Here is a 13,672-nt window from a genome sequence, read left to right as displayed (position 1 = left end):
TATGTTTTCACAGCTGACCGACTCTCTAGAATCTACTCTCAAGAACCTGCGCGGGCAGGGCAAGCTCACCGAAGAAAACGTCGCCGAATCGCTGCGCGAAGTGCGCCGCGCCTTCCTCGAAGCAGACGTGAACTTCAACGTGACCCGCGACTTCGTGAAGGCCGTCAAGGAAAAGGCCCTCGGTAGCGAGGTTCTCAATTCCGTGACCCCCGGTCAGCAGATTGTGAAAATCATCCACGACGAGCTTGTGGCCGTCATGGGTGGCGAAACCAAGGAAATCAACCTCTCCGGCCCCGCTCCGGTAGGCATCATGATGGCGGGCCTCCAGGGTTCCGGCAAGACAACCTTCGCCGGCAAGATTGCCCTCTGGATGCGCAGCAAGAAAAAACGCAAGCCGCTCCTCGTGGCAGCGGACGTGTACCGCCCTGCAGCCATCAAGCAGTTGCAGGTGCTCGGCAAGTCTATCGGCATCCCGGTCTACGAAGAAGGCCAGGGCGACCCGGTGGAAATCATCAAGCACGGTTACCAGTATGCAAAGGACAACGGCTTCGACCTCGTGATTTACGATACCGCAGGCCGCCTGCAAATTGACGAAGAACTGATGCAGGAACTCGAGAAGGCGAAGGAAGCCGTCCACCCCGACGAAATCCTGTTCGTGGCCGACGCGATGATCGGTCAGGAAGCGGTGAACGTGGCCGAGACCTTCTGGCAGCGCCTCTCGTTTACGGGCGTGTGCCTCTCGAAGATGGACGGCGACACCCGCGGCGGTGCGGCACTCAGCATCAAGAAGATGACGGGCGTGCCCATATGCTTTATCGGCGTGGGCGAAAAGCTCCCCGATATCGAGCTGTTCCACCCCGACCGCATGGCGAGCCGCATTCTCGGCATGGGCGACGTGGTGAGCCTCGTGGAAAAGGCGCAGCAGGTTATTGACGAAAAGGATGCGAAGGACCTCAAGAAGAAGATTCTCAACAACACGTTCGACCTGAACGACTTCCTGAACCAGCTCCGCACCATCAAGAAGCTCGGCCGCATCAAGGATATCCTCGGGCTCATCCCGGGTTTGAACAAACTACCGCTCGACCAGATTGACGAGAAGCAGTTAGTTTATGTGGAAGCCATCCTCAGCTCCATGACCCCGAAGGAAAGGAAGAAGCCGCAGATTCTGGACGGAAGCCGCAAGAACCGCATCGCGAAGGGTTCGGGCACCGAGATTTCGCGCGTGAACGCCGTGCTCAAGCAGTACGACGACATGAAGGAAATGTTCAAGAAGGTGGGCGACATGGCCCGCAAGCAGAACAACGGCGGCCAGATTGGCAGCAACTACACGCCGCCTAAGGTCAAAAAGAAAAGAAAATAACGACTAGGGAGGGGTTCTCCCTCGTAGGCAATTTCGGCGTTTTAGCGTAAATAATTACAAAATGACGTAATTTTACACTATATGGAAATTTTTTTCATATAGTGTTTTCTTTTTTGTAAGAAAAATGGTAGATTGTAGACAGTATTATTTCCAAAAAGTGAAAAAAAAACATCAAAAAAAAGGAAAAATAAATGGCATCTACCGCTTATTCTGCCAACGCTCTCGTCACGGCCCTCAAGAAGCCCCGCGACAAATTCACCAAGGAAGACATCAAGAAGTACATCTTCGACAATGGCATCCGCCACCTGAACTTCATGTATGCAGGCGGAGACGGCCGTCTCAAGACCCTCAACTTCGTCATCAACGATGCCGACTACCTAGACGAAATCCTCAGCTGCGGCGAACGCGTAGACGGTTCATCGCTGTTCAGCTACATCGAAGCCTCTTCTTCCGACCTCTACGTGGTGCCGAAATTCTCCTCCGCATTCATGGACCCGTTCGCGGAACTCCCGACTCTCTGCCTGCTCTGCAGTTTCTTCAACAAGGACGGACAGCCGCTCGAATCCTCCCCGGAATACACGCTCCACAAGGCATGCGAAGCCTTCAAGAAGGAGACCGGCATGGAATTCCAGGCCATGGGCGAACTGGAATACTACGTGATTGCCGACGACATGGGCGAATTCCCGGCAGTGGACCAGAAGGGCTACCACGAATCCGCACCGTTCGCGAAGTTCAACGAGTTCCGCCAGCAGTGCATGCTCTACATCGCGCAGGCCGGCGGCCAGATCAAGTACGGCCACAGCGAAGTGGGCAACTTCACGCAAGACGGCAAGCTCTACGAGCAGAACGAAATCGAGTTCCTCCCCTGCCCGGCAGAAGACGCGGCCAACCAGCTCACCATCGCCAAGTGGATTATCCGTAACCTCGGCGCACAGCTCGGCCTCGACGTGACGTTCGCCCCGAAGATTACCGTTGGCAAGGCGGGTTCGGGCCTTCACATCCACATGCGCATCATGAAGGACGGCAACAACCAGATGCTCAAGAACGGAGTCATCAGCGAAACCGCCCGCCGCGCCATCGCCGGCATGATGAAGCTCGCCCCGTCCATTACCGCGTTCGGCAACCAGAACCCGACATCTTACCTGCGCCTGGTGCCCCACCAGGAAGCCCCGACCAACGTGTGCTGGGGTGACCGCAACCGCTCCGTGCTGGTACGCGTACCGCTCGGCTGGGCATCGAAGACCGACCTCTGCAAAATCGCGAACCCGAACGAGAAGGGCACGAGTTACGACACGCACCAGAAGCAGACCGTGGAAATGCGCTCCCCGGATGCCAGTGCCAACGTGTACCTGCTCATGGCCGGCCTCTGCGTCGCCTGCCGCTACGGGCTTAGCCTCAAGGACGGCCTGAAAGTGGCCGAACAGACCTACGTGAACGTGAACATCCACAAGAAGGAAAACGCAAAGCTCTTGAGCAAGCTCGACACTCTGCCCGACAGCTGCTGGGCATCTGCCGACTGCCTTGCCAAGCAGAGGAAGGTGTACGAGGAATTCGGCGTGTTCAGCCCCGCCATGATCGACGGCATCATCGACCAGCTGAAGGCCTTCAAGGACAAGACGCTCCGCGCCCAGGTCACGAAGTCCAAGACCGCCATGCAGAAGCTCGTGAAGACGTACTTCTACTGCGGCTAATACATCGCGCGCAATTTCAAAACAGGGTTCCGGTTTTTACCGGGACCCTTTCTTTATTCGATTTCCACCTTGATATCCACGCCGGGGAACACGGGTTTCGGCGCGTTCACGACAGGCGAAAGGATTCGGCGCACCGCCGAGAGGTCGTTCGACTTCAGGTACAGTTTTACCCAGCGAACGTTCTGCACCACGGGGATAAACGCATCCACCGGGCCCATGACCATCAGGCTCTTTTCGGCGCGGCAAAGCGCTTCCACGCGGGCGACAGCATCGCGCAGGGCGCCCTCGTCACGGCTCCCGAAGGAGACCTCCACCATCTTGCAGAACGGCGGATAGAATGCATCCTTGCGATCGCGGGTTTCCATCTCGGCAAAGCCCGCAAAATCGTGGTGGAGCGCGAAGTTCATCACCGGCTCGTTCGGGTTCTGCGTCTGGATTAGCACGCGACCCGTACCCCCGGCACGGCCCGCACGCCCCGCCGTCTGGCTCAGCAACTGGAACAGCCTCTCCGTACTGCGGAAATCGGGCATCCCGAAACCGCTGTCGGCACCCACGACGCCCACGAGCTTCACGCCCGGGAAATCGTGGCCCTTCGCGACCATCTGCGTGCCGAGCAGGATGTTGTATTCGCCCTTCCGGAACGATTCCAGAATTTTCTCGACCGAGCCCACGTTCTGCGTGGTATCGCGGTCCATGCGCACAATCTTTGCATCCGGCACCCACTCCAGGATTTCTTCCTCGAGCTTTTCGATGGCACCGCCCACGAACTCGTATGTTTCGGCCCCGCAGGCACGGCACGGCGTGTTCACCGGGTAAAGCAGCCCGCAGTAGTGGCACAGCAGGGAATTGTACTGCCTGTGGTAAACGAGCGGCACATGGCAGTTTTTGCAGTAGAGCGTCTCGCCGCATTCCCCGCAAATGCGGACCTTGGAATACCCGCGACGGTTCATGAGCACAATCGCCTGGTCGCCATCCGCAACGCACTTCACGAGGGCGTCGCGCAAATCGGGCGACATGAGGATCCCCTTCTGCTGGCGGACCTTCCCCATATCGACGATGCTCACCTCGGGCAGGCTCGCCGACGTCGCGCGCTTCTGCAACTTGAGGTATTTTAATTTATCTGTACTTGCGTTATGGAAAGTTTCGATGCAGGGGGTCGCGCTCCCGAGTACCACGAGCGCCCCGTACTTGTAGGCCAGGTGGAACGCGAGTTCGCGGGTATGGTAGCGCGGGGCGGGGTCCTGCTGCTTGAACGAGGAATCGTGTTCCTCGTCGAGAATCACGACATCGAAATCGAACGGTGCAAGTATCGCGCTCCGGGTCCCGAGAACCACGCGCGCGCTCCCTTCCAGAATCGAGACGAAGGATTCGCGCCGCTTCGGGGCGGAGAGCGCCGAGTGCAGCACGTGCACGGGCACCCGCAAAAAGTCCTCGAACCGGCCCGCCGTCTGCGGGGTGAGCCCGATTTCGGGAACGAGAATCAAGACGCGCAACCCGCGGCTCAACGCCTCGTAGGCTAGTTCCTGATACACGCGCGTCTTGCCCGAACCGGTCACGCCATGCAAGAGCGAGCCCCGGAAGCCCGTACCCGAAAGGTCGGACACGAGCGAGTCGAGCGCCACCTGCTGTTCGTCGGTAAGCGGAGGCACGTCGGGGCGCGCGGGCATCTGGGCAGCCGCACCTTCCTCGCCCGAAACTTCGCCAGCCTCCGCTTGCCTTGCCGCAAGCGCATCGAGATACTTCCCGAAATCGGCAGGCCAGAACACGTCCAGCGCCTTCATCGGCGTGCTTATATAGTAACGCGCCACCCATTCGAGCGATTCCATGTACCGCTCGTTAAAAACGTAGCCCGACGCATGCGGGTAGGCGCACCGCACGTTGAACGCGGGCCTTTCCGTATGCACCTTCGCGACAACCGCAAGCGACGGTGCCTTGCGGGTGGCAAACTGCACCCAGACCACGCTCCCCCGCCGGATTTCAGGGCCGGCAAACAGCCCGGAAGGAACTCCGTAAGTATAGACGGAGGGCGCCTGCGGGATATACACCTCGCAGAACCGCTCCAGGGTTTCCGGGGCGTGTTTCACTCGAATTTGCTCGGGCGCTTCCGTTTTGGGTATGCGTTTTGCCATTTTACCCCCAAAGATAGGTAAACTGCACCCCGTTTCTACCCGTTTATTTGCCAAAAAAACAAGATTTTCTTAAACCACTTGTAATCTTTTTATTTAGATTATGATACACGGACCTTATCAAGGCCCGCCAACTTACTGGAGATTCCTATGAGCTTATTGGATGCATTGAGACCGAAATGGCAGAATTCCAACCCTGAAAAGCGACTCGAAGCTGTCGAAGACATGGACGTTCGCGAACAGAGCACCTTGGAACGCATTGCCCTTTCGGATGAAGATAGTAGCGTTAGAACCGCAGCCGTTAAAAAACTTACCCTGATTCCGTCCCTTTCGGCAATTTCGAAGAAGGACAGCGAGGCAGGTGTACGTCGCTTGGCTGAATCGCGTTATTTTGAAGAAGTCACCAAGATGCTCAAGGACTATCGTGAACCGGCAAACGCGGAAGTACTCAAGTACGTAGACGACATCAAGGACACCCGCTATGCCGAAGAACTTGCAAAATCCATGCCCAACTCCGAGCTCCGCCTGGAACTCATCAAGAAGACGGGCAAGGTCAACGTGCTCACGTACGCCGCCAATAAGGATGCCAAGGAAGAAATTGCAAAGACCGCAGTGGACCGCATTGAATCGGAATCCTCGCTCACGGATATTTCGAAGAGCTCGAAGCACTCCTCTGTAAGGAAAATCGCCATCGAAAAGATCCGCGCCAAGAAGGAAGTCGAAGACGGCGGCAAGAGGGCCGAAGCCCTGCTCAACGGCAAGAGGAACGCGCTTATCCAGCAGGCGCACTCGCTCGCCGGCAAAAAGAACCCGCAAGAGGTCAAGGACCAGTTCGAAGCCCTGATGAACGAGGCGAAAACCCTCGGCATGGGCGACAAGCAGGCAACCCTTGACGAAATCTACGCAAGCTACAAGAAGTTCCTCGCCGAAGCCGATGCCGAACGCGCTGCCGCCGAAAAGGCGAATGCCGAGAAGGAGGCGAGCAAACAGCAGCTTTCTGCCCTCCTTGAAGAATTCGAGGGCATCATCGCCTCTGACAATGCAAGCGAAAAGGCAGACCGCATCGCCGAAATCGTTGCCGAATGGAACGAGAAGAAGTCCATCATGGATGCAGAATCGGTAAAGCGCTTCAATCTCGCCCTCCTCAAGAGCCAGGAACTCAAGAAGGCCGACACCGCAGTTACCGAAACGGAAGTTGACACCGCCGACGAGGACAAGGCCCGCAAGCAGTTGCTTGACATGCTGCAGGCCATCGCCGATTCCGAAGTTTCGGAAACGACCCAGAAGCACGTGCACTCCATCGTGCGCGAATGGGAAAAGCTCCCGCTCCTCGAAGGTTCCGACCTGAACCTCCAGAGTTACAACGCCCTGCGCAACAAGCTCAAGGAAAAGATTGCGGCCTTCGAAGAGACCGCCCAGAAGCGCTACGAAGAAAACGCCGAAAAGCTCCGCAAGCTTATCGAGCGCGTAAAGGGCTTCGACGAGAACGAAGACTTCAAGAACCTGAGCCAGAAGCTCCGCGACACGTTCGCCGAATGGAAGAACATCGTGGGCGAACAGAAGTTCAAGTACCACGACCTGTGGCTCGAGTACAAGAGCGCTACCGAGCGTTTCCAGGAAATGCGCCAGTGGGAATCCTGGCACAACGAGAAGGACCGTGCAGGCATCCTCGAAGAGATGGAAATGCTCGCCAAGGAACCCGGTAGCCAGGACGTGCTCAACAAGCTGCGCGAATTCAGCAACAAGTGGAAGAACATCGGCCCCGTCTCCCCTGCGAAGTTCGCGGAATTCCGCGACAAGTTCCAGGCCCTGTTTACCCAGATTCGCGACAACTGCTCGCAGTTTATCGAAGAACGTGAAGTCGAACGCCAGAAGAACCTCGAAAGCAAGCAGGAACTCTGCAAGAAGATCGAGGACCTGGTCGCCGACACCACAATCTTCTGGAAGGACAAGTACAAGGCCATGCAGGAAATCCAGGAAAACTGGAAGAACATCGGCATGGTGCCCAAGGAAAGCCTGAACGCGCTTATCGAAAGGTTCAAGGCCGCATCGAACGCATTCTTTGCCCAGTACAAGGAAAGCATCAAGCAAGAAGACCAGAACCGCGAGACGAACCTCGAGAAGAAGTTGAAACTCATCGAGGAAGCCGAGGCTCTCAAGGAATCTACCGACTGGAACGCGACCTCCAACAAGCTCAAGCAGTTGCAGGATGCCTGGAAGGCCACCGGTCCCGTGCCCAAGAGCAAGTCCGAGGAAATCTGGACCCGCTTCCGCAGTGCGTGCGACGCATTCTTCGACAAGAAGCGAAGCCACTTCGAGGAAATGGACAACGAGAAGCAGGCCAATCTAGCGAAGAAGGTCGCCCTTTGCGACAAGCTCGACGCGATGGATACAAACAACGTAACTGCAGAAACGACCGAAGCCATCAAGGCCATCCGCGAGGAATGGAAGGCCATCGGCATGGTGCCGAAGGAATCCGTCGAGGCTATCAACGAGCGGTACAATTCCAAGATGAACCTGTTCATTACCGCCATGGCAGCAAGCGACGAAGGCCTCAAGAAGCAGCTCGACAAAATCAAGGCCCGCAAGCTGGAACTGATTGGCAAGGTGAAGCAGTTCGCCGAAAGCGCAGGTTCTAACCAGCTCGCCGATGCTGTACGCGACATTCAGAAGGAATGGCGCGAACTCGGATCTTGCGGCGTCGAGGATTCCGAAATCCACAAGGAATTCCGTAGCGCCTGCGACGACTTCTTTACCCGCCGCCGCGACCAGCTCGACATCCAGGAACAGGCCCGCGAGAACAACCTCCAGAAGAAGCAGCTCCTGTGCGAACAGGCCGAAGACCTGCTCACCGACCTGAGCGAGGCCACCGTCGCCGCCGCGATGAACAAGGTGAAGCACCTGCGCAGACTGTGGAAGGAAGTCGGTGCGGTTCCCCGCGAACAGTCCGATAAGATCTGGAAGCGCTTTAACGGAGCATGCGACAAGGTGTTTGCCTTCGGCCGCAAGGACGAACCTGCAGCACCGAGCACCCCGGCATAAAGCACTAGGGCTCGCGCCCGGCAAACATCACTACAATATTTTATGGATGGCAAAACAACCATCCATTTTCTATTTTTGGGAATGCAATGAAATTCCCTCCTTGGACAAGCGTTTCGGAAGCAGCCGACCTGCTAAAGGCCGGCGAGGTCGTCGCCATCCCGACAGAGACCGTCTATGGGCTTGCGGGGAACGCATACAACCCCGAAGCGCTTGCGAAGATTTTTGCCGCCAAGGAGCGCCCGACGTTTGACCCGCTTATCGTGCATATTGCCGACATCGCGGAACTGGAGAACGTCGCCCGCGACATTCCCAAAAGCGCATACCGGCTGGCAGAAGCCTTCTGGCCAGGCCCGATGACCATCATCCTCCCGAAGAAGGACTGCATCCCCGACCTTTGCACGAGCGGGCTGCCCTCGGTGGCGGTAAGGTTCCCGAGCCACCCCGTAGCGCAGGCGATTATCAAGAAATCGGGACTCCCGCTTGCAGCCCCGAGCGCAAACCTGTTCAAGCACGTGAGCCCAACGACCGCAGAGCACGTAGCCGCACAGCTTGCGGACCGCATCGCGGGAATCGTCGATGGCGGGCCGTGCTCCGTAGGGGTCGAAAGCGCCATCATCTCGCTTGCCGGAGATGTGCCGACAGTGCTCCGCCCGGGGGCGATTACGCCCGAGATGTTCAAGGCGGTGCTCGGCGAAGTCGCCGTCAAGGAATCCACAAGCAAGCCCGGGCAGGCCATGCAGGCGCCGGGCCAGTGCGATACGCATTACCGCCCGCAGGTGCCGCTCTATTTCGGAGAAGTGCCCGCAGGTTACAAACTGCCGGAGCATACTGCGCGCATCGCGTTCGGGAACCAGGCCGGAGCGATTCCTGCCACAGTGAACTTGTCTGCAACGGGTGACATGACCGAGGCGACCGCAAGGCTATACGCCTACATGCACGACCTGGATACGCCCAATTACGATTTGATTCTTGTGGACCCGATACCCAACAAGGGAATCGGCATCGCCCTGAACGACCGCCTCAAGCGCGCCAGCATCAAGACATTGCCCCTTACTGATTAAAATCCATAAATCAGTGATTTAAGCGATTAATCAGCAGGTCGCACTTCCTGAGAATGCCGTTTTTCGTACAAATTCGCCATTTCTTGATTGGCACGCTTCTTGCAATTATAGGGGCATGGAAAAGACTCGCCAACAGAAAATTAGAGAGAAGGAAGCGGAGATCCGCAAGAAAAAATTCTTCGATCCGACATACGACCCTGTATTCAAGAAAATCTTCAAGAACAAGAAGAACCTCATCCACTTCTTGAATGCGGTCTTGCACCTTGAAGGGGATCGCAGGATAAAGTCCGTCGACCACCTCAAGCCGACAGTCAAGTTGCGAAACCAGGCTGGCAACGAGAAATCGGGCAGTTTCGACATACACGCAAGGACAATGTGCGGGAAGTTCATCGACGTAGAGATGCAACGTGCAATTCAAGAGGATTTCCTAGATCGCATCGAGCTATACTCCATGCTGCTTTCTGCCAACGCAAAAATTGCGATGGATGCCGAGGCAACCGTGAAACAGCGGGAAGAACACCCCTACCTCATGCCGACGGTGTATTCCATATGGATCTGTAACTTCAGGGTGCCGTTCTGCAGGCATTTTCGCGAAGAACTGGCGCTTTTCCGCACTGCCGACGTGGGAAAGCCCCACCCCTTGACGGTCTATCCTAAGAAAAAGTATATTATCATAGACTTGACCCGGTATGTCCCACAGGAGGGCGAATCACTGGAAAACCAGTGGATAGAACTATTCAGGAACATGCCGACAGCAAATGCCATGCCGCACGGCGTAGACAAGGTCGTGAGGGCAGTCTACAGGCAGTTACTGGTCAGCAAGGCGAAGGCAAGGTTTATTACGGAGGTCGCGACGGGTATGATTGACAGGGATGAATACAACGCATGCATGAGCTACGCACGCAACAAGGGCCGCGCAGAAGGACTAGAGAAAGGTCTTGCAGAAGGGCGTGCCAAAGGACTCGCTGAAGGACGCGCGGAAGGACGCGCTGAAGGACGCGCGGAAGGGCGCGCTGAAGGAGAAAAGCGCGGAGAAGCACGAGCTAACAGGAAATTTGCGACCGAAAAGAAAAAAATTGCCCAGTTTCTCCGGTCAAAAGGCGTTTCCGTCAAGTTGCTAAACGCGGCAATGGCGATAAAGTAACCCGTATTATAGGCGAGCCATTCAATAGCCGGTTTACATCGGGAACAGCGGGTAGTGTTCCTTGGTATAGGCCCGCGTGTAGGCGTTAAAGTGCCACCATTCGCTTGAAAGCGAAACCCAGCCGGCACGCTTCATGATGCTGCGCAAGAGCTTGCGATTATCGACCTGCTGTTGCGTGAGTCGCCCGCTATTGAGGGCATCGGCCTCGCCCACCTCGCCCGCACAGCGCTCGAACGAATCGAAATCTGTTCCCATGTCGAGCAAAACGCCCGTGGAATCAGCCAGCGAAAGGTCCAGCGCGAGGCCGTAATTGTGGAGCCCGCCCGTCTTTCCCGAAGACACGTAGTTCGTATACGGCGTGCCCACGACCGCCTGCTTGAGCGCGGATTGCGCGTACATCGGGCGCGCCGCATCGAATATCACGAGCGTGTAACCGGGCAGTTCCTTCGCGATAAGTGAAAGTGAACGCTTCAACTTCGGCAAGGCATCGCGGTGCACGAACGCCCGCTGGATTCCGCAGTACATATCATGCCCCGTTACGTTGTTAAAAGTCCCGTAACGCAGGTCCATGCGCAGCCCCTTCATGTTCGTGATTTCGACTAGGTTCGTATCCTTGCTCGCGTATTCCACCCACTGCTTGGCGGCGGTACAGAACCGCAGCGGCTTTTCCGGCTTCTTGGGTTCAAAGGGTATGTCTGTCTCGTGGGCAAAGCAAAAGGCAGCCCCCCATAAAACCGCAATTAAAAGAAACGCAATGGATGTCCTTGCCGAACAAGTTCGGCTGCGACATGACGACACCGAAAAACCACTTTTCATTGCCGCTAAATTCCCAGCTGGACTTCGACGCCAAACTGGAAGTAGAGTCCCATGCCCTTCGCCATGAAGGGTTCTAGCCTGAAGCCGTTCTCCGAGTTCTTGTCGTTATCTTGCGTGACCCACGAGCGTTCACGCGCATTCTCGGAACCGAGGAACTTCAGCGCACTCACATCGAGATTCGCAAAGACGTTGTCCAGTTCCAGGTAGAAGCGCGACTTGCGGAAGAAACCCTTCTCGCGAATGATGTCAAGATTCACGCGGATGTCCGTCCTGAACATGTCAGTAAATTCGTTCAGGTCACGAAGCATGCGGGTTCCGTTCTCGCGTGTCATCGGGTCTGACGGCGTTATCCGGTAATAGTACAGCGGGCGGTGCAACGCGGCATGGTGCGTGAGGATAATCGAGAACAGCGAATCCTTGCGCGGGTAGAACCTGAAGTGCGAAATGATATCCAGCCTGGAGTTCGCTTCCCACGGGAGCGAGCCCTCGTCCAGTTCGTATTCACCGTAGACGGAACTCACGTTCGTCGCCATCGAGAAGTGGTGCGAGGTCTTCCATTCCATACGGGCATTCGCGCCGAGCACCCAGGCATAATCCACCGGCGTAATATCCTTATACTGCGCATAAGCCTTGGGGAGAGGCATCACCGGGTCGAAGTAGTAACGGCCAAAGCCGCTCGCCTGCGCAAGCAAGTACTTGGAATTGTAGCCCATTCCAAGCTTTGCAGACGCACCCGTCTCAAGGCGCCCCGTAAGGTCACCGTCATCGTAAAGGTGCTTCCAGTCGCTACGGTACGCGGCATTACCGAACACTCGCCAGTACGTGGTATCCTTTTCGGTCAGGTTCTTCTCGAAATCGACAGACACCGTCGGGCGTGCATTGTGGTCCATCGCATCGGCTACCGCACCAAGCGAGAATATCGTCTGCGAGTAGTCGCCCTTCCAGTCAAAACGGCTCACTCCCGAAAGTACGCCCGTCTGGTAGTCATCGGGCTGCGACCCGCCAAAGTCAATGTAACTGCGGTCAAGGAGATGATGTTCGTAAAGCAGCGCCCCGCTCACGGCAGAACCGAGCAACTTGGTCTTAAACTGCTTGTCGGCGCCCACGCTGAAGGTCGTATGCGTTTGCTCGTAGGCATCAATAAACGCGGCCATCTCCTTCGTCGAGGCGTTGCTCCTGAAACCCGTAGTATCTTGGATTGTATCGCTCAGGTACTCGCGCACAACACCCGCATGCAGGCTCGTGCCGAACTTGGAGGCGTATTCCGCACCCACGACAAGGTATGTCTGTTCGCCCCTGATAATATCGACCGAATTCACCTCATCGTACGCTGTCGAGGTATCCTGGCTTATGGAATATTCGTCCATGCTGTAGAGGGCTCGCAGCGCCCACGTGTTGCCCATGGAATCAGAGCCATTCAACTGCGTGTAGAAATCCATCGCCGTAAGGTCGAACGGGTCCGACGACTTCACGCGGCAATCGCTCGCGCAGTCACCATCGCGCTTCTTGAATTCAGTAAAGAACTTCTCGCCCAAGTTCTTGAGCATGTCGCCATCGAGCCTGCGGAAGGCGAAGCGGAAACTGTCCCAGAACAGGAACGGGGAATCGAACTGGATTTCCTGGAGCGTAAGGCCCGCAGAGCCCTTGAGCCCCCACTCGCCCTTCGTCTGCTCGGGAATGTACTGCACCGAGGTCGCAAGTCCCTGACCAATCGGGCCGCTACCGTAGTGGTCGTGAATCTCGATGCCGCTCAGTATGTGCGGGTTCACAACCGAAAGGTTGCCCGGGAAACCGATATCTAGGTGACGCATGTTGGGTATGCGAAGCCGCCCGAGGTGGTACGCCACGTCACCCGCGCGGGAACCCTCGTAATAGAGAGCGCTGCTGAAATCCTTCTGGCCCGAAATACCGGGCATCTGGCTCAGGTGTTCCGTAATATCAAAACGCATGCCGGCAGCATCTTCGAGCTTGTCGAGCGACACCTTGCGTTCCGGTTCCCACTTCACAGGTTCACCGCCACCGACAATCGTACTCGAGCCCAAGTCGCGCAAGTCGCTCGAAAGCGTCACGACCATATCGAGCAAATCCGCATAATCCTGCAGGTCCACGTACACACTGTCATAGCCCTCTTTCTGGAACACGAGGGAAGCGTTCTTGGAATCTACGGTAAACTCGAAACGGCCATCCGAAGAAGTCTTTGCAAGTTTCTTGCCCGAACGGTAGGTAATCTGCACGCCATCAAGCGGGAGGTCAGACCCCATCTCGAGCACAACACCCACGACAGGCGTAGGCGTCGCCGCAAAAAGGGATGTCACCAGGAACAGCGCAATAAGGAGCAGGGAACGGAATCTCATATGTACTAAATTAGAATTTTATAGGGTGGTGCGACCACCGGAAACACGCTGCAGTTCGGGAAAATTTATATTTCTCGC

Annotated in this window: 8 protein-coding genes; 5 read left to right on the top strand and 3 right to left on the bottom strand. The window is 56.4% G+C overall.

The features are described from left to right. The first annotated feature begins 1 nt into the window (after position 1). Entirely contained in the window at positions 2-1,360 is a 1,359-nt protein-coding gene (gene ffh / locus BUB22_RS01685; protein WP_072809714.1) for a signal recognition particle protein, read from the top strand. A 191-nt stretch (positions 1,361-1,551) separates the two neighbouring features. Next, complete coding sequence (locus BUB22_RS01680; protein WP_073113656.1) at positions 1,552-3,051, top strand: glutamine synthetase family protein; 1,500 nt, start codon at positions 1,552-1,554, stop codon at positions 3,049-3,051. 53 nt (positions 3,052-3,104) lie between these two features. Here BUB22_RS01680 and priA read toward each other — a convergent pair whose 3' ends face one another. Beyond that, positions 3,105-5,180, bottom strand: a complete 2,076-nt coding sequence (gene priA, locus BUB22_RS01675) for a replication restart helicase PriA (protein ID WP_073113655.1) — start codon at positions 5,178-5,180, stop codon at positions 3,105-3,107. A gap of 147 nt (positions 5,181-5,327) precedes the next feature. On the opposite strand from priA, the gene BUB22_RS01670 reads away from it, so the two are divergent. The 3 genes from BUB22_RS01670 (at position 5,328) to BUB22_RS01660 (ending at position 10,424) form a co-directional block, all read left to right on the top strand. Next, a complete protein-coding gene (locus tag BUB22_RS01670; protein ID WP_073113654.1) occupies positions 5,328-8,219 on the top strand; it encodes a DUF349 domain-containing protein in 2,892 nt (963 codons plus the stop codon). 86 nt (positions 8,220-8,305) lie between these two features. Then, a complete protein-coding gene (locus BUB22_RS01665; RefSeq protein ID WP_073113653.1) occupies positions 8,306-9,280 on the top strand; it encodes an L-threonylcarbamoyladenylate synthase in 975 nt (324 codons plus the stop codon). A gap of 115 nt (positions 9,281-9,395) precedes the next feature. Continuing rightward, positions 9,396-10,424 carry a PD-(D/E)XK nuclease family transposase gene (locus BUB22_RS01660; RefSeq protein WP_073113652.1) on the top strand — a complete coding sequence of 343 codons (1,029 nt, stop codon included), beginning with the start codon at positions 9,396-9,398 and terminating at the stop codon, positions 10,422-10,424. A 33-nt stretch (positions 10,425-10,457) separates the two neighbouring features. Here the strand turns inward: BUB22_RS01660 and BUB22_RS01655 are convergent, their stop codons facing one another. Beyond that, the gene (locus BUB22_RS01655; protein WP_083535332.1) at positions 10,458-11,240 is read right to left on the bottom strand and encodes a M15 family metallopeptidase; all 783 of its coding nucleotides are present in this window, start codon (positions 11,238-11,240) and stop codon (positions 10,458-10,460) included. A 5-nt stretch (positions 11,241-11,245) separates the two neighbouring features. After that, entirely contained in the window at positions 11,246-13,594 is a 2,349-nt protein-coding gene (locus tag BUB22_RS01650) for a peptidase associated/transthyretin-like domain-containing protein (RefSeq protein ID WP_073113651.1), read from the bottom strand. Positions 13,595-13,672 lie beyond the last annotated feature (78 nt).

The organism is Fibrobacter sp. UWCM, assembly GCF_900129735.1.
GTDB lineage: Bacteria > Fibrobacterota > Fibrobacteria > Fibrobacterales > Fibrobacteraceae > Fibrobacter.
This window is presented reverse-complemented; position numbering and strand designations above follow the sequence as displayed.

Coding starts and splice junctions, on each gene's coding strand:
- BUB22_RS01650 (WP_073113651.1), bottom strand. CDS start 13,594: ATGAGATTCCGTTCCCTGCTCCTTATTGCGCTGTTCCTGGTGACATCC.
- BUB22_RS01655 (WP_083535332.1), bottom strand. CDS start 11,240: ATGAAAAGTGGTTTTTCGGTGTCGTCATGTCGCAGCCGAACTTGTTCG.
- priA (WP_073113655.1), bottom strand. CDS start 5,180: ATGGCAAAACGCATACCCAAAACGGAAGCGCCCGAGCAAATTCGAGTG.
- ffh (WP_072809714.1), top strand. CDS start 2: ATGTTTTCACAGCTGACCGACTCTCTAGAATCTACTCTCAAGAACCTG.
- BUB22_RS01660 (WP_073113652.1), top strand. CDS start 9,396: ATGGAAAAGACTCGCCAACAGAAAATTAGAGAGAAGGAAGCGGAGATC.
- BUB22_RS01670 (WP_073113654.1), top strand. CDS start 5,328: ATGAGCTTATTGGATGCATTGAGACCGAAATGGCAGAATTCCAACCCT.
- BUB22_RS01665 (WP_073113653.1), top strand. CDS start 8,306: ATGAAATTCCCTCCTTGGACAAGCGTTTCGGAAGCAGCCGACCTGCTA.
- BUB22_RS01680 (WP_073113656.1), top strand. CDS start 1,552: ATGGCATCTACCGCTTATTCTGCCAACGCTCTCGTCACGGCCCTCAAG.